The 17,997-nt window shown below is 72.8% G+C and carries 13 protein-coding genes; 12 read left to right on the top strand and 1 reads right to left on the bottom strand.

What is annotated here, in order from left to right:
• Position 1 precedes the first annotated feature (1 nt).
• The 9 genes from ACRYR2_RS14735 (at position 2) to ACRYR2_RS14695 (ending at position 14,370) form a co-directional block, all read left to right on the top strand.
• Positions 2-1,510, top strand: coding sequence for a tripartite tricarboxylate transporter permease (locus ACRYR2_RS14735; RefSeq protein WP_432563631.1), 1,509 nt, complete (start codon positions 2-4; stop codon positions 1,508-1,510).
• Between the two features lie 85 nt (positions 1,511-1,595).
• The gene (gene tcuA / locus ACRYR2_RS14730; protein ID WP_432563630.1) at positions 1,596-3,074 is read left to right on the top strand and encodes an FAD-dependent tricarballylate dehydrogenase TcuA; all 1,479 of its coding nucleotides are present in this window, start codon (positions 1,596-1,598) and stop codon (positions 3,072-3,074) included.
• A gap of 21 nt (positions 3,075-3,095) precedes the next feature.
• The gene (locus ACRYR2_RS14725) at positions 3,096-3,473 is read left to right on the top strand and encodes an MFS transporter (RefSeq protein ID WP_432563629.1); all 378 of its coding nucleotides are present in this window, start codon (positions 3,096-3,098) and stop codon (positions 3,471-3,473) included.
• Positions 3,431-4,048, top strand: a complete 618-nt coding sequence (locus tag ACRYR2_RS14720) for an MFS transporter (protein WP_432563672.1) — start codon at positions 3,431-3,433, stop codon at positions 4,046-4,048. The genes ACRYR2_RS14725 and ACRYR2_RS14720 overlap by 43 nt, the downstream gene beginning before the upstream one ends.
• 193 nt (positions 4,049-4,241) lie before the next feature.
• On the top strand, positions 4,242-5,573 hold the full coding sequence (locus tag ACRYR2_RS14715) for an MFS transporter (protein WP_432563628.1): 1,332 nt from the start codon (positions 4,242-4,244) through the stop codon (positions 5,571-5,573).
• 101 nt (positions 5,574-5,674) lie between these two features.
• On the top strand, positions 5,675-6,940 hold the full coding sequence (locus tag ACRYR2_RS14710; protein WP_432563627.1) for an ROK family protein: 1,266 nt from the start codon (positions 5,675-5,677) through the stop codon (positions 6,938-6,940).
• A 54-nt stretch (positions 6,941-6,994) separates the two neighbouring features.
• Entirely contained in the window at positions 6,995-9,886 is a 2,892-nt protein-coding gene (locus ACRYR2_RS14705; RefSeq protein ID WP_432563626.1) for a family 78 glycoside hydrolase catalytic domain, read from the top strand.
• A 120-nt stretch (positions 9,887-10,006) separates the two neighbouring features.
• On the top strand, positions 10,007-11,509 hold the full coding sequence (locus ACRYR2_RS14700) for an MFS transporter (protein ID WP_432563625.1): 1,503 nt from the start codon (positions 10,007-10,009) through the stop codon (positions 11,507-11,509).
• 32 nt (positions 11,510-11,541) lie between these two features.
• Positions 11,542-14,370 carry an alpha-L-rhamnosidase gene (locus ACRYR2_RS14695; protein WP_432563624.1) on the top strand — a complete coding sequence of 943 codons (2,829 nt, stop codon included), beginning with the start codon at positions 11,542-11,544 and terminating at the stop codon, positions 14,368-14,370.
• Positions 14,371-14,593: 223 nt separating this feature from the next.
• Here ACRYR2_RS14695 and ACRYR2_RS14690 read toward each other — a convergent pair whose 3' ends face one another.
• Positions 14,594-14,899 (bottom strand): transposase, encoded by a 306-nt coding sequence (locus ACRYR2_RS14690; protein WP_432563623.1) that lies wholly within the window; start codon positions 14,897-14,899, stop codon positions 14,594-14,596.
• Positions 14,900-15,854: 955 nt separating this feature from the next.
• Between ACRYR2_RS14690 and ACRYR2_RS14685 the strand changes: the two genes are divergently transcribed.
• Genes ACRYR2_RS14685 through uraH form a run of 3 tightly spaced genes read left to right on the top strand, consistent with a single transcriptional unit; the run spans position 15,855 to position 17,997 of the window.
• A complete protein-coding gene (locus ACRYR2_RS14685) occupies positions 15,855-17,186 on the top strand; it encodes an LLM class flavin-dependent oxidoreductase (RefSeq protein ID WP_432563622.1) in 1,332 nt (443 codons plus the stop codon).
• The gene (uraD, locus tag ACRYR2_RS14680; protein WP_432563621.1) at positions 17,186-17,680 is read left to right on the top strand and encodes a 2-oxo-4-hydroxy-4-carboxy-5-ureidoimidazoline decarboxylase; all 495 of its coding nucleotides are present in this window, start codon (positions 17,186-17,188) and stop codon (positions 17,678-17,680) included. The genes ACRYR2_RS14685 and uraD overlap by 1 nt, the downstream gene beginning before the upstream one ends.
• The gene (uraH, locus tag ACRYR2_RS14675; RefSeq protein WP_432563620.1) at positions 17,677-17,997 is read left to right on the top strand and encodes a hydroxyisourate hydrolase; all 321 of its coding nucleotides are present in this window, start codon (positions 17,677-17,679) and stop codon (positions 17,995-17,997) included. Before uraD ends, uraH begins: the two co-directional genes overlap by 4 nt.

The following is a 17,997-nucleotide window of genomic DNA, read 5'->3' as shown; positions in this document are numbered from 1 at the left end:
CGTGGACGCACTGACCTCCCTCGCCGACGGGTTCGCCGCCGCGGTCGTGCCGGCGAACCTGCTGTTCGCCCTGCTCGGGGTGACCATCGGCACCGCCGTCGGCGTCCTGCCCGGCATCGGGCCGGCCCTCACCGTCGCCCTGCTGCTGCCGATCACCTTCCGGCTCGACGCCGCGCCCTCGCTGATCCTGTTCGCCGGCATCTACTACGGCGGCATGTACGGCGGGTCCACCACGTCGATCCTGCTGAACACCCCCGGCGAGAGCGCCTCGATCGTCTCGGCCCTGGAGGGCCACAAGATGGCCAAGGCGGGCCGCGCCGCGTCGGCGCTGGCCACCGCCGCCATCGGCAGTTTCGTCGCCGGCACGATCGGAACCCTCGGCCTGACCTTCCTGGCCCCCGTCGTGGCCGACGTCGCGATCGGTTTCGGGCCACCGGAGTACGTGGCCCTCATCGCCGTCGCCTTCGTCACCGTCAGCGCGCTGCTCGGCCCGAACCTGCTCAAGGGCGCCGCCTCGCTGCTGCTCGGGGTCGCGCTGGGCCTCGTCGGCATCGACACCCAGACCGGGCAGGCGCGGCTGACGTTCGGGTCACCGACGCTGCTGGACGGCATCGACGTCGTCGTCGTGGTCGTCGCCCTCTTCGCGCTGAGCGAGGCCTTCGGGCACCTGCTGGCCGGCACGGGCCGCTCCACCGTCGAACCCGTGCGCGGCCGGGCGGTGCTGTCGCGGCAGGACTGGCGACGTTCGTGGCCGGCGTGGTTGCGCGGGACCGCCCTGGGGTTCCCCATCGGCAGCCTGCCCGCCGGCGGTGCCGAGGTTCCCACGTTCCTCAGCTACAGCCTGGAACGCCGGCTCAGCCGGCACCGCTCGGAGTTCGGCCACGGCGCCATCGAGGGGGTCGCCGGCCCGGAGGCGGCCAACAACGCCGCCGCCTCCGGGGTGCTCGTCCCCCTGCTGACGATCGGGCTGCCCACCTCGGCGACGGCCGCGGTGATCCTCACGGCGTTCCAGTCCTACGGGCTGCAACCCGGCCCGCAGCTGTTCACCGAGTCCGGGCCGCTGGTGTGGACGCTCATCGCCAGCCTCTACGTGGGCAACGTCGTGCTGCTGGTGCTGAACCTGCCGCTGGTGCGGGTGTGGGCGCGGCTGCTGACCATCCCCGCGTACTGGATCTACGCCGGCGTCCTGGTGTTCGCGACGCTGGGCACCTTCGCCGCGAGCGGCTCGGTCGCGGACCTGCTGCTGCTGTACGCGCTGGGCGCCGTCGGGCTGCTGATGCGGATGGCGGACGTTCCGGTCGCCCCGGCCGTCGTCGGCCTCATCCTCGGTCCGCTGGCCGAGGAGCAGCTGCGTCGCGCGCTGGCCATCTCCGAAGGTGACCCCTCGATCCTGCTCAGCGGCCCCGTTCCCGTCGTGCTGTGGATCGTCGTGCTGCTCGCCCTGCTCGCCCCGGCCGTCGGCCTGCTGCGCCGCAGGTCCCGCAGTCGGCCGGGCACCGCGGCCCGCTGACGCGCCGCTCGCTCGCGGAACCGTCCAGAACCCCGCACCACCACGAGCCGCGCCCCGGGCACGGAACAGATCGAGAGGAACCCCGATGAGCAACGCCAGTGCCGACTCCTTCGACGTGGTCGTCGTCGGAGGCGGCAACGCCGGTTTCTCCGCCGCGCACGCCGCCGCCGAACGCGGCCGCCGCGTCCTCGTCCTCGAACGCGGCAGCGAGGAGACCGCCGGCGGCAACAGCTACTACACCGCCGGTGCCACGCGTTTCCCCCACGCCGGGCTCGGCGACCTCCTCGACCTCGTCGAGCCCGACCCCCGCCACGAGGTCACCGAGGTCCCGGCGTACACCGCCGAGGAGTACCTGGCGGACCTGGTCAAGGTGACCGACGGCCGGACCGACCGGGCGATGGCCGACGTCCTGGTCCACGAGTCCGCGGACACCGTCCGCTGGCTGCACCGCCTGGGACTGCGCTACCGGCTCATGTACGAACGCCAGGCCTACCCGCGGCCCGACGGCACCTACCTGTTCTGGGGCGGTCTGCACGTCGGCAACGTCGGAGGCGGCGAAGGCCTCGTCGCCGACCACGTGGCCGTGGCGGCGCGCCTGGGGGAGACCGTGCGCTACGGAGCCCGGGCGCGGTCGCTGCTGACCGACGCCGGCCGGGTCACCGGTGTGCGCTACGTCGACGAGGACGGCGCCGAGCACGAGGTGCGGGCCGACAGCGCCGTCCTGGCGGCCGGGGGTTTCGAGGCCAGCGCCGAGCTGCGCCGGCAGCACCTCGGACCGGGCTGGGAGAACGCGAAGGTCCGGGGAACGCCGTACAACGTCGGGGACATGCTGACCGCGGCGCTCGCGGTCGGCGCCGCCCGCGGCGGGGACTGGTCGACCTGCCACTCCGTGCAGTGGGACGCCGAGACGGAGGACAACGAGTCCAACCGCGAGCTGACGAACCGGCTGACCCGGCAGGGCTACCCGCTGGGAATCATCGTCAACCGCGACGGGGCGCGGTTCCTCGACGAGGGCGCCGACTTCCGGAACTACACCTACGCCAAGTACGGCCGGGAGATCCTGCGCCAGCCCGGCTCGATCGCCTGGCAGTTGTTCGACGCGGCCATCCGTCCGCAGCTGCGGGCCGAGGAGTACGACATGCCGGGCATCGGCGTCCACACCGCCCACTCGCTCGAGGACCTGGCGGCGGACACCGGCATCGACGCGACGGGCCTGCGGCGCACCGTCGAGGAGTTCAACGCCTCGATCGACCGCAGCGTCCCGCTGGACCCGACCGTGAAGGACGGCCGGCGCGCGGCCGTCGAACCCCCGAAGTCGAACTGGGCCGCACCGGTCGAGCAACCCCCCTTCTACGCCTACCCCGTGACGTGCGGGATCACGTTCACGTTCGGTGGCCTCAAGGGCGACCTGGAAGGCCGCGTGCTGGACGAGCAGGGCCGACCGATCCCCGGGCTCCTGGCCTGCGGCGAGATGCTCGGTGGCCTGTTCTCGGGCAACTACCCCGGCGGCTCCGGACTGGCAGCGGGCATGGTGTTCGGTCGCCGGGCCGGCGCGGTCGCCTGAGGAACCCCGACGGCCGCTCAGGTGCGGCCGGTCACCCGCCGGTGCGGCCGTCTGCTGGTGCAGGGGGCCTTCGGCGGTGTGGGGATCGTGGTCGCCCGCGCGGTGGTGCGCGACGTCTGCGACACCGACGCGGCAGCGCGCACGTTCTCGGCCCTGGTCACGATCACCAGCGTGGCTCCCGTGGTGGCGCCGGTCGCCGGGGGGCAGCTGCTGCACTTCACGAGCTGGCGCGGGGTGTTCGTGGTGCTCGCCCTCGTCGGCCTGGCCCTGTGCCTGACCGTCGTGTCCACGTTGCCCGAAACCGCCCCCGCGGTGCACCGCGACGGGTCGGAGGGGGTGCCGCCGCCGGTCCAGGTCTGCTGCAGGACAGGCGGTTCGTCGTCTTCGCAACCGTCCTGACCTTCGGCAGCGGGATGCTCTACTGCTACGTCTCCATGAGTTCCTTCGTGCTGCAGCACCAGTTCGGGCTGTCCGCGCAGCAGTACAGCTTCGCGTTCGGGTCGATGGCCGTCGGCATGGCGGTCACCGCCGCGGTCGGCACGCGGCTGGTGCCCCGCCACGGCCCGGGACCGGTGGTCGTGCTGGGCCTGGCCGTGGGGACGGCCGGTGGGGCGGCGCTGCTGGCGGCGTCCCTGGCCGGCGCGCCCGTCGGGGTGTTCCTGCTCTGCCTGCTGCCCACCGTGGCGGTGGTCTCCTTCGTCGTCCCGGGGGCCACCGCGCTGGCGCTGTCGGGCCGGATGACGCAGGTGGGGGCCGCCTCCGGGGTCCTCGGAGTGCTGCAGTTCGGGCTGGGTGGCCTCGTCGCGCCGCTGCTGTCGACGATCGGGACCACCGCCCCGGTGATGGCCGCCGGGATGGTCGCCTGCGCCGCGGTGGGTCTGCTCGTCGCCTGGCGGGGCGTGCGGTCGCGTCCCCCCGCACGGGGTCAGGCCGCACGTCGCCGCCGGTCCCGGTCGGGTGCACCGCGCACCTGACCGGGTTGCTTCGTTCCCGGGCAGCAAGGAGGAGATCAGTGGATGCGCCTCGGCGACTTCTGCACATGGTGTGCATCAACTAGCTGATCAATAGGAAGTTCTGCATGAACTGGTTGATTCTGGCGGTTGGTTGACCTACGGTCGCCCCACCGCGCAACGCTGCGCCGGATCGGTTCGACGATGGAGAGAACCAATGAGCACATCCACGAACGTCGGGGGCAAGATCCCTCGCCAGGTCTGGAAGACCGCGCTCCTGGGGGGCATGGCCTCCTACCTCGACGGGGCCGTCCTGGTCACCGCCGGGATCGCCTTCAGCCTCACCATCGACTCCCTCGGGTTGTCGGCCTGGGACATCGGCCTGCTGTCCGGGCTGCTCACCGGTCTCCTGGCGGTCGGCGCCCTGGTCGGCGGCCGCCTCGGCGACAAGTTCGGTCGCCGTCGCGTCCTGACCTTGGACCTCCTGGTGTTCGTCGTCGGTCTGGCCCTCATCACCGGCGCCGTCAACGTCCCGATGCTCTACGCCGGTGTCGTGCTGACCGGTCTGGCGATGGGCGCGGACCTGCCGGTCTCCATCTCCCTGGTGGCCGAGTCCGCCCCCGTCCAGCACCGCGGACGGCTCGTCGCCTTCTCCCAGATCCTGTGGGGCCTGGGCCCCAGCGTCGCCCTCGTGCTGAACGTCGTGTTCTCCGCGGCCGGCCTGTCCGACGACCTGCAGGCGCGCCTGCTGTGGGCGCACGTCCTCGTCGTCGCGGTGGTCGTCTGGGCCGCCCGGCGCCGGCTGCCCGAGTCCGACGAGTGGCTCGCCGCGACCCGCTCGGCGGCGGACTCCACCGACGTCGCGGTCGGTGAGACCGGCACGGTCGACGTGGCCAAGCTCAAGCTGCTGGTGCCCTACACGCTGCCGCTCGTCGGCGTCGGCCTCTTCTACACGGTCGGCAACTTCTCCCCGAACACCGGTGGGCAGTTCAGCTTCTTCATCCTCACCCAGGTCGCGCACCTGCCCGTCGCCACCGTCGCCAACATCATGCTGACCATCGCGCCGCTCGCGCTGTTCCTGGGCGTCGTCTTCATCAAGGTGGTCGACACCCGGCTGCGCTACCCCGCGATGCTCGCGGCGGGCGTCCTCGGTGCCTTCGCCTGGGCCATCCCCGGGATCTTCGGGCTGACGAGCACCACCTACCTCATCGCCTTCTACGGCGCACTGATCGCCAGCGGCTTCATCGGCGAAGGCCTCTACAAGGTCCGGACCCAGGAGATCTTCCCGCCGCTGGTCCGCAGCACCGCCCAGGGCGCGACGATCTTCGTCTGCCGCATGGGTGCCGCCGGGCTGGCCGTCGTCACCCCCGCCGTGGCCTCGGCCGACCTCGGTGGTCTCCTGTGGCTGCTGTGCGGGTTCAACGTGCTCACGCTGCTCTTCGGCGTCTGGATCATGCGGATCCCCTCGGCTCCCACGCAGGCCACGGCGGTGCCGGCCGCCACCGGGACGAGCCCCACGGTCACGGGCGCCGCGGCCGCCCCGCTGTGAGGGGGAACCCGGACGCTAAGGTGCCGGTGCGGATCGTCGGCACCGGCACCACCGGGGCGGGCGCCATGAGCGGCGGGAACACGAGGAGCGGACGGGGGCACGTGAGCAGCGCCTACCCCCGTGAGGTCTGGAAGCAGATCGAGACCCTCCTGACCCTCGTGCGTTCCGGCCGCGCCCAGACCCGGCCGGAGCTCGTCGACGAGACCGGTCTGGGCCGCAACGTCGTCGCCGAGCGGCTGTCGACCATCGCCGCCCTGGGACTGCTGCGCCCCGAGGACGAGGCGCGCTCGCGCGGCGGTCGCGCCGCGCGGGTGCTGCGCCTGGATCCCACCGCCGGGCACGTCCTGGTCGGGCTGATCGGCATCCAGCGGCTGCACGCCGCCGTCTGCGACCTCGACGGCACCGTCCTCGCGCGCCGCGACGTGGACTGGCACGTCTCCCAGGGCGCGCAGGAGACCTGCACCGAGATGGCGCGCCTGCTGCGCGCCCTGGCGGCCGACGAGGGGGTCCGCGACGTGTGGGGAGCCACCGTCGGCCTGCCGTCCTCGGTCGATCCCGGGTCCGGGCTGCTCGTGGATCCCGTGCCGTCGACGTCCCCGGGCCGCTGGCCCGCGGACTTCGCCGTCCAGGACTTCTGCGCCGGCCTGCTCGACGTGCCTGTGTGGGTCGAGTCCGCCGCGAACCTCGGCGCCCTCGGCGCGGCCCGCAGCCTGCAGGTCCAGGACCTGCTGTGGGTGCGGGTCGGCAGCGGGGTCACCGCCGCGCTCGTCTCGGGCGGGCGGCTGCACCGCGGCGGCAACTCGATGGCCGGGGCCCTGGCGCACGTCGCTCTCAGCAGCGACCAGGACCGGATCTGCCTGTGCGGGCGCAGCGGCTGCCTGGAGGCGTACGTCGGGGGTTGGGCCCTGCTGGACGAGGCGCAGCGCGCCGCCGCCGTCGGCAGCAGCCGTCACCTCGCCGCGGTCGCCGCGCGGCGTCCCGTCACGTTGGAGGACCTCGCCGCCGCCTCGGCGGCCGGGGATCCCGCCAGCGTCCAGATCGTCGTTCGCGCAGGCAACGCCCTGGGCCGCATGCTCAGCTACGCCGCCGCGCTCTTCGACCCCAGCGCGATCGTCATCACCGGCAACCCCGTCATCGACGACCAGCGGTTCGAGGCCGCGCTCCAGCGCGCCCTCCAGACGAACCTGCTGCCGGCCCTGGCCGACGGCATCACGCTGCGCGCGGGTGCGCCGGGCGGGGCCGACGCCCTCGCCGGGGGCGCTGAACTGGCTGTCCGGTCGTTGCTGTCGGCTCCCCACCTCGCGGTGTGGGCCGAGTCCGGCGCTCCCCGCGCCCTGGCCGGTGCGCGGCTGTCCGCCGCCGTCTGAACCGCCTTCCTCCACTCGCGCTCCACGGGCGCGGCCCACCTTCCGAGGACCCGCATGTCGATCCCCCTCGACGTCACCGTCGAACGCCTCCACGACCCCCGAGCCCTGTGGACGCCCCGTCCGCGGTACTCCTGGACCGTTCCCCGGGAACCGGGGTCCCGGCCTCCGGCCCAGCTGGCTCACTCCGTCCAGGTGCGCGAGGCGGGCACCGGGCGGGTGCTGTGGGACGCGGGTCGCGTCGCGTCCGGCGAGCAGGTGCTGCTCGCGCACGCAGGCGAGGACCTCGCCTCGAACTGCGAGTACGACGTGCAGGTCCGCACCTGGTACGACGACGGCAGCGAGCGGACCGGCCGCAGCCGGATCGGCACCTCCTTGCTGCACCCGGAGGACTGGAACGCCTCCTCCTGGGTCGAACCCGTCCAGGAACCCGTCACCCCCGACGGGGCCGAACGTTTCCACCAGATGTTCTCCTGGCGGCCGCAGAGCGCCCCCGAGGAGCGGTTGCACCCGCCGCTGAGGGTCCGCCAGGTCTTCGAGGTCCCCTCCGGCGTCGTGCGCGCCCGGTTGTACGCGACGGCCCAGGGCGTCTACGCGGCCTGGGTGAACGGGGAACGGGCCGGGGACGAGGAACTGGCCCCGGGGTCGGACAGCTACACCTCCCACCTGTCGTTCCAGGGGTACGACGTCACCGCCGCGCTGCGCCCGGGCACCAACGTGGTCGCCCTCGAGGTCGCCGACGGCTGGTTCGCCGGCCGTGTGGGGATGTTCGGCCTCAGCCGGGAGTACGGGGAACGGTTGCGCGTGCGCTGGCAGCTGCACCTGACCACCGCCGACGGCACGACGACCGTCGTGGGTTCCTCGGCCGCGGCCCGCTCGGGCACCGGCCCGATCCGGTACTCCGACCTGGCGATCGGGGAGTTCCACGACGACCGGTACGAGACGCCCGGCTGGGACCGACCGGGTTTCGACGACTCCGCCTGGGAGCCGGTGCGCGAGTGCACCGTCGGAACTCCCCTGGTGCCCTTCGTGGGCGAACCCGTCCGGCGGGTGGCCGAGCTGCCGGCCGTGGAGGTCCTCACCACTCCTTCGGGGGACCGGGTCGTGGACTTCGGCCAGGTCATCGCCGGGCGCGTCCGGCTGCGGACCCCCGGGGGCGGGGCGAGGGTCGTGCTCGAGCACACCGAGGTCCTCGACGCCCGCGGCGAGTTCTTCTTCAACCTGTTCGGTCCCAACAAGGACCAGACCGACGTCCACGTCGCCGGGCCCGGCGGACCGCGGTGGTGGGAACCCCGGCACACCTTCCACGGGTTCCGCTACGTGCGCGTCAGCGGCCTCGACGAGGTCCGGGCCGAGGACTTCGTCGCGGTCGTCCTGTCCTCCGACCTGCCCCAGCGGGCGGATTTCGCCAGTTCCGACCCCCGGCTGGACCGGCTGTTCCAGAACGTCGTGTGGTCACAGCGCTCGAACTTCCTGTCGATCCCGACCGACTGCCCCCAGCGCGAACGCCTCGGGTGGACGGGCGACGCGCAGGTGTTCGCCCCCACCGCGGCCACCCTCGCCGGGGTGGGGAACTTCTTCGCGCGCTGGATGGCGAACGTGCGGGCCGACCAGCGACCTGACGGCGCCGTCCCGAACATCGTGCCGTGGCCGCCGGCCCTGGAGTACCTGTTCGGTGAACCGGCCCCCAGCTACTCCGACGACATCATGGTCCTCACCACCTCGGCCGCCTGGGGCGACGCCGTCGTCCTGGTGCCGTGGGCCGTCCACGGCCGCGACGGGGACGTGGGGATCCTGCGGGAGAACTTCGAGGCCATGCGGCGCTGGGTGGGGTTCCAGACCGAGCAGTGCCGGATCCTGCCCGAACGCCTGCGCGGGACGGAACTGACCGCCGCGCAACGGGAACGGCAGGACCTGCTGTGGAACGGCGTCGCCGCCTTCGGCGACTGGCTGGCCCCGAGCACGCTGACCGTGGAGGGCCCGACCGCGATGATGGAGGCGCCGCGCCGGACGGGGGAGGCCGTCAGCGCGATCTACCACGGCTACGTCAGCGGGATCCTGGCCGACGTCGCCCGCCTGCTGGGTGAGGACGAGGTCGCCGACGCCTGCACGGCCCGCGCGCTGGCCGTGCGCGAGGCCGTGGCGGCGGAGTACCTCGACGAGCGTGGACGGTTCTCCAGCGACCTGCAGGGCGTGGCCGTGCTCGCCCTGCACGCCGGGGTCGTGCCCGAGCGCCTGCGGCAGGTGGTGGCCGACCGGCTGGCCGCGTCCGTGCGCGCGAACGGGAACCACCTCGACACCGGGTTCGTCGCGGTCCCGTTCCTGCTCGACGTCCTGGCCGACCACGGCCACCTCGACGTGGCGCGCGACGTGCTGTTCCAGGACACCTACCCCTCGTGGTTGTACGAGGTGGCGGCCGGGGCCACGACGATCTGGGAGAGCTGGGACGCGGTCCGCCCTGACGGGACCGTGCAGGCGACGTCCTACAACCACTACGCCTACGGCTGCGTCGCGGACTGGATGGTCCGCCGGCTCGGCGGGATCGCGCCGGCGGCCCCCGGGTACCGGGTGCTGCGCGTCGAACCCGACGTCCTGTGCGGGCTGGACCACGTCCGGGTCCACGTCGACACCCCCTACGGGCGGGCGGAGTCCGGCTGGCGGGTGTCGCAGGGGGCGTTGCGGCTGGAACTGACCGTCCCCGCCGGCTGCACCGCCGAGCTCGTCCTGCCGCCGGAGCTGACCGGTGTCCAGGTGCGGGGCGCCGACCTGCTCGCGCCGGGCGCCTGGACGGGGCTGGCCGCCGGGTCGTACGTGGTCACGGCCTCGCTGGCAGCTGGTACCCCGCAGCCGGTGGGGAAGTGCCCGGGTGATCGACGCCCGCTCTGCACGTCAGAGGCAGAAGAAGTGCTCGAAGAGGTCGCGAAAAGTCTCTGTCGTGCAGTAACTTGAGGTACAGCCCGAGAGGGCACCGAACCCGCACTGCCGTTCCGGTCGACACGATCGACGCGGTCGCCTCCGAGCGATCCGGGCTGGAAACCCCGCGACGGGCCCGAGACCGAGGACCCCGCCATGGAACCGCTCCCCACCCGCACCGACCAGACCGCCCCGCAGCGGCCGGACCACGTCCTGGCTCCGCGCCGGGGAGGTGCCGCGTCGGCCCCCGACCACCGCCTGCGCACCTGGACGCTCGTCGTCGTCTCGCTGACCCAACTGCTCGTCGTCCTCGACGGCACGATCGTCGGCGTCGCCCTGCCGCACGCCCAGGCCGAGCTGGGGCTGACCGACTCGGCCCGCCAGTGGGTCGTCACCGCCTACGCCCTCGCCTTCGGCTCCCTGCTGCTGCTCGGCGGACGCATCGCCGACTACGCCGGCCGCAAGCGCACCTTCCTCGTCGGTCTCGTCGGCTTCGGCGTCGCCTCCGTCCTCGGCGGGGTCGCCGCCGACGGCGCCACCCTGCTGGCCGCCCGCGCCGGGCAGGGAGCGTTCGCCGCCCTCATGGCCCCCGCCGCGCTGGCCATCCTCACCGTCACGTTCCCCAGCGGCCGTGAGCGCAACAAGGCGTTCGCCCTCTTCGGCGCCGTCTCCGGAGCCGGGTCCGCCATCGGTCTGCTCCTGGGCGGGGTGCTGACCCAGTACCTCGACTGGCGCTGGTGCCTGCTGGTGAACGTGCCGTTCGTCGTCGTCGGCGTCGTCGCCGGCCTGTCCCTGCTGCGCGAGAGCCGCGCCGAGGGCGACCGCCGCTACGACGTCCCCGGCGCCCTGACCGTCACGGCCGGTTTCGCGCTGCTCGTCCACGGCCTGACGCTGATCGAGAACGCCGACGGCCTCGGCCGGGCGGTCACCCTCGTCGCGGCCGGTCTGGCCTGCCTGCTGGCGTTCGTCGTCATCGAGCGCCGCAGCCCCAACCCGCTGCTGCCGCTGCGCATCCTCACCGACCGGGTGCGGGCCGCCGCGCTCACCGTCCAGGCCCTCGTCGGCGCGGTCATGATGGGCGCGATGCTCTACCTGGCCTTCCACCTGCAGCTCGTCCTGCACCTGGGGCCGCTGCAGGCCGGGGCCGGGACCCTGCCCATCACCATCTCGCTGATGGCCACCGTCCCGTTCTCGACCAAGCTCCTCAACGAGATCGGCCCCCGTCGCCAGCTCGTGTTCGGTCCGCTGATCTCCGCCGCCGGCGTCGTCCTGCTGTTCACCCGGATCAGCGCCGACGGCAGCTACTGGACGCAGGTCCTGCCCGCGATCGTCGTCTTCGGCGTCGGCATGGGCCTGACCATGGTCCCGCTGCAGAACCTCGCCCTCCTCGGCGTCGCCGGCCACGACGCCGGTGCCGCCTCGGCGGCCGCCACCGCGGCCAACCAGCTCGGCGGGTCCATCGGCCTGGCCGTCCTGACGTCCGTGTACGTCGCGGCCGTCGAGGGCCGCTCGGTGCCCACCGCCCTGGTCGACGGGTACGCCCACGTCTTCGCCGGCGCGGCCGCCCTGCTCGTCGTCGCCGGTCTGGTCGCCCTCGTGGTCGTCCCCCGCGCCACCCGGCTGCTCGGTTCCGACGCCGCCGCCCCCGCCGTGCACTGAGCACACCAACCCACCCTGAGGAGAACTCGACGATGAGTGCACACGACGTCCGGCTGCGTGCCGAACTGCGCACCGACACCCCGTTCGTGGCCACTCCGCGGCCCCGCCTGTCCTGGACCGTCCAGACGGCCGAGGAGAACTGGCTGCAGCGGTCCGTGGAACTGCGCAGCCACGACGAGCTGGTCCAGTTGCAGGACGGCCGGTCCGTCCTCCTGGACTGGCCGTTCACGCCGCTGGCGGCGGGGGAGGAGCGGACCGTCCAGGTCCGCGTCACCGCCACCTCCGGCAGCGTCACCGGCTGGAGCGAACCGCTGACCGTCCGGTCCGGGTTCGTCGCCGACGGCGCGTGGACGGCCCGGCCGATCGGCCTGTCAACTCCCGACCGGCCTGCCCAGCCCGTCCTGCTGAGGACCACGTTCACCGTGGACCAGCCCGTGCAGCGGGCCACCCTGTTCTGGAGCGCCCTGGGGGCGGCCGAACTCCTGGTCAACGACCAGCCGGTCGACGAGGACGTCCTGTCGCCGGGCTGGACGACGTACTCCGAACGCCTCGTGCACGAGACGGTGGACGTCACGGCCCTGGTCCACCCAGGCGTCAACGTTCTGGCCGCCTCCCTGGCCGGAGCCTGGTACACCGAGGTCTTCGGTTTCGGGGAGACCGCCACCCGGACCTTCGGGGAACAGCCGCGACTGCTCGCGCAGCTGCACCTGCAGTTCGCCGACGGGACCTCCCGCGTGGTGGCGACCGACGGCGACTGGCGCGTGTCCGGTGAGGGACTCGTCGTCGACAGCGGCATCTACGCCGGCGAGCACCAGGACGCCCGGCGCGCGGTCGTCGGCTGGGCCGGCACCGGTTTCGACGACGGCGACTGGGAACCGGCCGACGTGCTGGCCGCCGAGGTGCCGGTCCCCGAGGCACGCATCGCCCCGCCGGTCCGGCGCACCGACGAGTTCCCGGTCGCGCAGGTCACCCCGTCCGCCGGCGGCGGTCACGTCCTCGACTTCGGGCAGAACCTCGTGGGCCGCCTGCGGCTGCGGGTCGCCGGCCCCGCCGGGACGACGATCGTCGTGCGGCACGCCGAAGTCCTGCAGGACGGGGAACTGTGCACCTACCCCCTGCGCGGGGCCGCGGCGACCGACACGTTCGTGCTGTCGGGGCAGGGCGAGGAGGTGTTCGAACCACGGTTCACCTTCCACGGTTTCCGCTACGCCGAGATCACCGGCTGGCCCGGCGAGTTCGACCCGGCCGCCGTCACCGCCGTCGTGCTGGGCAGCGACAACGTCCGCACCGGCTGGTTCGACAGCTCCCACGCACTGCTGAACAAGCTGCACGAGAACGTCGTCTGGGGCATGCGGGGAAACTTCCTGAGCATCCCCACCGACTGCCCCCAGCGCGACGAGCGCCTCGGATGGACCGGCGACATCCAGATCTTCGGCCGCACCGCCGCCTTCCTCTACGACGTCGACGGGTTCCTCACCTCGTGGCTGCGCGACGTGGACCGCGAGCAGCACCTCACCGGCGGGTACGTGCCCATGGTGGTGCCCTCGGCCCAGCAGGGACTCGGGCGCAGCATCGTCGCGGCGTGGGGCGACGCGGCCACGGTCGTGCCCTGGACGCTGTACGAACGTTTCGGCGACCTGGGCGTGCTGCGCGACCAGTACTGGAGCATGCGCACCTGGGTCGAGACGGTGCTGGCCGAGACCGACGGCGACGGCCTGTGGGACGACTGCGTGCAGCTCGGCGACTGGCTGGACCCCTCCGCCCCCGCGGACAAGCCGGACAGGGCCAAGGTCGCGGCCGACGTGGTCGCGACGGCCTACCTGGCGCACTCGCTGCAGATCGTCGCCGACTCGGCCGCGCTGCTGGGCGAGAGCACCGACGCCGAGCGCTACGCCCGCCTCGCCGAGCAGAGCCGGCAGGCGTTCCGCGACGAGTACGTCACCCCGAACGGGCGGATCACCTCCGACGCCCCGACGGCCTACGCCCTGGCGTTGCAGTTCGACGTGGTCACCGATCCGGCCACCCGCCAGCGGTTGTCCGACCGGCTCGCGGAACTGGTGCGGGCCGACGGCTACCGCATCGGCACCGGTTTCGTCGGGACGCCGCTGGTCATGGACGGCCTCAGCGCCGGCGGGAACCTGTACGCCGCCTCCCGCCTGCTGCTCCAGACCGACTGCCCGTCCTGGTTGTACGCCGTCACGATGGGTGCCACCACCATCTGGGAACGGTGGGACTCGATGCTGCCCGACGGCAGCGTCAACACCGGCGACATGACGTCCTTCAACCACTACGCGTTCGGCGCGGTCGCGGACTGGCTGCACCGCGTCGTCGCCGGCCTCGCACCGGCAGAGCCGGGCTACCGGCGGCTGCGCATCGCTCCCACGCCCATCCCCGGGTTGGACCACGCCGCGGCCCGGCACCTGACGCCGTACGGCCTCGCATCCGTGGGCTGGCGCCGCGAAGGTGGGCACGTGGTCGTGCAGGCCGTGGTTCCCGCGAACACCACCGCGGTCGTCGACCTCGGGCCCGGGCGGACCGCCGAGGTGGGTTCCGGCGCGCACACGTGGACCATCGCGGCCCCGGCCGAGCCGTCGCCGGTGGCGGCGCGCTTCGACCTCGACACGTCGCTGTCCGACGTGATCGACGACCCGGAACTGCACCGGACCTTCGTCGAGCTCGTCCGTCACCACGACCCCGTGCGGGCGAAGAAGCTGGACGATCCGGTGTGGACCAAGGGCGTGACGGTGCGGTACTTCCTGCTGTTCGCGAGCATCGCGCTCACCGAGGCCGTGGAGCAGGCGCTGACCGAGGCCGCCCGCCGCCACGGCGCAGCGGTGGAGACGGCGGCGGCCGCCACCTGAGGCCGCCGGCGGTGCGCAGGGCCGTCGGGGAAGGCGAGGGCGGGCCGGGCCTGCGCCCGTCGCCTCCCGCCGACGAACCCGGGTGAGCGGAGGTGGTCCGCTCACCCGGGTTCCGTCGGGAGGGAACCTGTGTGCCGTTCGCACGGCGCGGGCACGAGGGGCTGCAGCCGGGTGCACCGGCTGGTCACCGAACGCGGCACGGCGTGCACCCGCGTGCAGTCGCTCACCTCGGTCCGCGCCGGTGGAGTGCGTTGGACGGGCCCGTCTCGTCCCGGAGAACCTGCCTCACGACCGCGACCGCCGCATCGACGACCAGCTCAGCGCGGTGGTGGCAGACCCCGGCCAGGCCGGCGCTGCGCAGCGACCGGGCGCTCCGCGTGCGCCCGCAGGCGATCCCCGATCCCAGACGCGGCTCGGCGTGCACCCGCGGTGCGCCGTACGTCGCCCGCGAAGCGGGGTGCACCTCGATGACCGTCTGGGTCAGGACCGCATCGGCCCTCGAGCGAGCCGAGGCGCCCGGCCGCGCCACTCGCAGCAGCCCGAGCGGGACACGCCCAGCACCCGGCAGGTCACCGCGACAGGCGGTCCGTCGGCGGTCGCCTGCACCCGCGCCCGTCGACGCAGCTCGAGCAGCTCAGCGTGTTCACTTCCGTCGAGGGCCGCAGTCGCGGCCTGCCCAGCACGGTCCCCGGCGCGGGTGCTGCCGCCTTCGGCCAGGAGGACCCAGCGGCGCAGGCGGACTCGCTGGTGCCGAGGCCGGCGGCGATCTCGCCCTGGGGCTGCTCACGCAGCTGAGCCACCTCCACGGCACGCTGCCGGAACTCCGGCAGGTGGGATCGGAGCATCGAAGGACCCCTTCCTGGGCGACACCGTCGCCTCGGGTCGGTGTCCGGAGAAGCGGGTCGAGCTCCGGGATTCCGTGGCGCAGGCGAGCACGGCTCCGGCCAGGTGGACCAGGGAGTCGCGGTCGGCGAGCCCTCAAGGCATCGGTGGGGCGGCGGAACTCCCGGGGCAGGCGCCACCGCTGCGGTGGACTCCACGCTCGTGGCTGCGGCTGTCACACAGCCGAAACATTGAGCGGGTATGGTCGGAAACGATCAGTTGGTGATGTGGATCGGAGGGTGGCCGTGCGGATGCTGTCGTACCGATCCACCACCGGTGTGGGTGTCGGGGGAGCGCATGATTCGGCATGGGCGCCGGGCCAGATCGCGCACGGTTGTTGACGGTGGACCGTTCCCCGCGCTAGGCGCTCCCTCTCGAGGTCGCTCGGGTAGCTTCCCGCCCGGGTAGTCGCGCGGGCCGGGTGCCTCGATCCCGAGCACCGCCACCTGTTTCCCCCGCTGGGCGGAACGTCGGACGGGGGCGTGCTGAAGGGGACGCGGACGAGCCCGGCAGCTCTGGGCCTGCTTCCCGGCGGGCAGCTGCCCAGCGCGTCGTCAGCGTGTCATGACACTCCACACCGACTCAGCAAGGACCCCCGAACCATGGCTGGAAAGACTCTGCGCCTGGCGCTGTTCCTGTTCCCCGGCTACCACCTCGGTGCCTGGCGGCTGCCCGACGCCGTTCCCGAACTGGACCTGGGGATCGAGCACTACGTGCGGGCGGCGCAGCTGGCTGAGGAGGCCAAACTCGACGCGTTGTTCTTCGAGGATCAGGCCGCGGTGCGTCGTAGCAACGACATCCTGTCGGGGGACACCTACGGTGCGGCGAACCCGCGCTCCATCCACTTCGACCCCAGCATGCTCCTGCCGGCGCTGGCGATGCGGACGACCCACCTCGGGTTGGCCGCGACTTCCACAGCGACCTTCAACGATCCCTACAACCTCGCACGCCGCTTCTCGACCCTCGACCACCTCAGTGGCGGACGGGCCGGCTGGAACTTGGTGACGTCGTTCAACGAGGACGAGGCGCAGAACTTCGGCCTGGACAGCCATGTCGAACACGCTCAGCGGTACCGGCGTGCTGAGGAGTTCGTCGATGTCGTGACCGGCTTGTGGGAGGGGTGGGAACCGGGTGCCATGGTGCGGGACAAGGAGAAGGGTGTCTACTTCGATGTGGGGCGCATGAACTTCCTGCAGCATCAGGGGGAGTTCTTCAAGGTCCGCGGTCCGCTCACCACCGGCCGCAGCCCGCAGGTTCGCCCGGTGATCTTCCAGGCCGGTGCCTCTGAGCCGGGGCGGGAGTTGGCGGCTCGCACGGCGGACGTCGTCTTCACCCTGCAGTCCGACGTGGTTGCCGGCCGGGCGTTCCGCGAGGACCTGCGCCGGCGCGTGGAGCGCTTCGGGCGGAACCCGGACGAGGTGAAGGTCCTCGTCGGGATGACACCGATCATCGGCGCCACCGACGCCGCCGCCCGTGAGTCCGCCCAGCGGATGCGTGACCTCATTCCCGAGGACCTGGCCGTCAGCAACCTGATGCCCCTGGCCGGTGGATACGACTTGCGGCAGCACGACCTCGACGGACCGATGCCTGATCTTCCGGAGAGCAATGCCGGGAAGTCTCACCGCGCGGCCATCCTCGACGTCGCCCGGCGCGGGAACCTGTCGATCGTGGAGACCGCACGCTACTTCGCCGAGGGCAGCTACCTCAAAGTGATCGGTTCGCCCAGTTCGGCTGCGGACACCATGCAGGAGTGGCTGGAGGCCGACGCCTGCGACGGGTTCCTCGCGGTACCGACGCACTTCCCGGCCGGTGTCGAGGACTTCACCCAGCTCGTTGTTCCGGAGCTGCAGCGGCGAGGACTGTTCCGGACGGAGTACACCGGAAGGACGCTGCGGGAGAACCTCGGTGTCCAGACGTACGGGGGGAACCGCTGATGGACGTCGAGGAACTGGACGCCGTCGGGGGGAGGCGCTGCGAGGAGTTGCTGCGCACCTGCTGCGACGCCCCCGCGTGGGCGGCGCGGACGACCGCGCGCCGGCCGTTCGGCACGCTCGAGACGTTGCTGGCCGTGGTCGAGGAGGAGCTGGCCGCGACGTCCGAGGACGACGTCGACGTGGCGCTGGCCGCGCATCCGCGCATCGGGGAGCGGTCCGACAGCGCCACCTCACGGCGCGAGCAGGCCGGTGCTCTGGGCGCCGGTGAGGACGTCCTGCGGCAGCTGGCCGACGGCAACCGCCGCTACGAGGAGAAGTTCGGTCACGTCTACCTGGTCTTCGCCTCCGGCCGCAGTGCGGAGGAACTGCTGGCGATCCTGGACGAGCGGCTCGGCAACGATCCGGCCACCGAACGCGCCGTGCTGCGCCGAGAGCTGGCGAAGATCACCCGACTGCGCCTGGAGAGGCTCCTCGCGAGCCGGAGGGCATCGTGACCAGTCTGTCGACGCACGTCCTGGACGCCGTCAGCGGAACCCCCGCCGCGGGGATGGTCCTGCTGCTGTCCGCCGCAGACGGAAGTCCCGTCGCGAGCGGCACCACCGACGCCGACGGCCGCGCCCGCCCGGCCGAGTCGCTGGACCCCGGCACGTACCGGCTGCGGTTCGAGACCGGAGCGTGGTTCACCGCCGCCGGCCGCGAGACGTTCTACCCCGAGGTCGTCGTCTCGTTCTCCGTCACGGCCGACAGCGGCCACCTGCACGTCCCCCTGTTGTTGTCCCCGTTCGCGTACTCGACCTACCGAGGGAGCTGA

Origin of the sequence: Kineococcus deserti, assembly GCF_050871945.1 — a bacterium.
Taxonomy (GTDB): domain Bacteria; phylum Actinomycetota; class Actinomycetes; order Actinomycetales; family Kineococcaceae; genus Kineococcus.
Note: the sequence above shows the minus strand (reverse complement) of the source record. Positions and strands in the feature narration are given on the sequence as shown.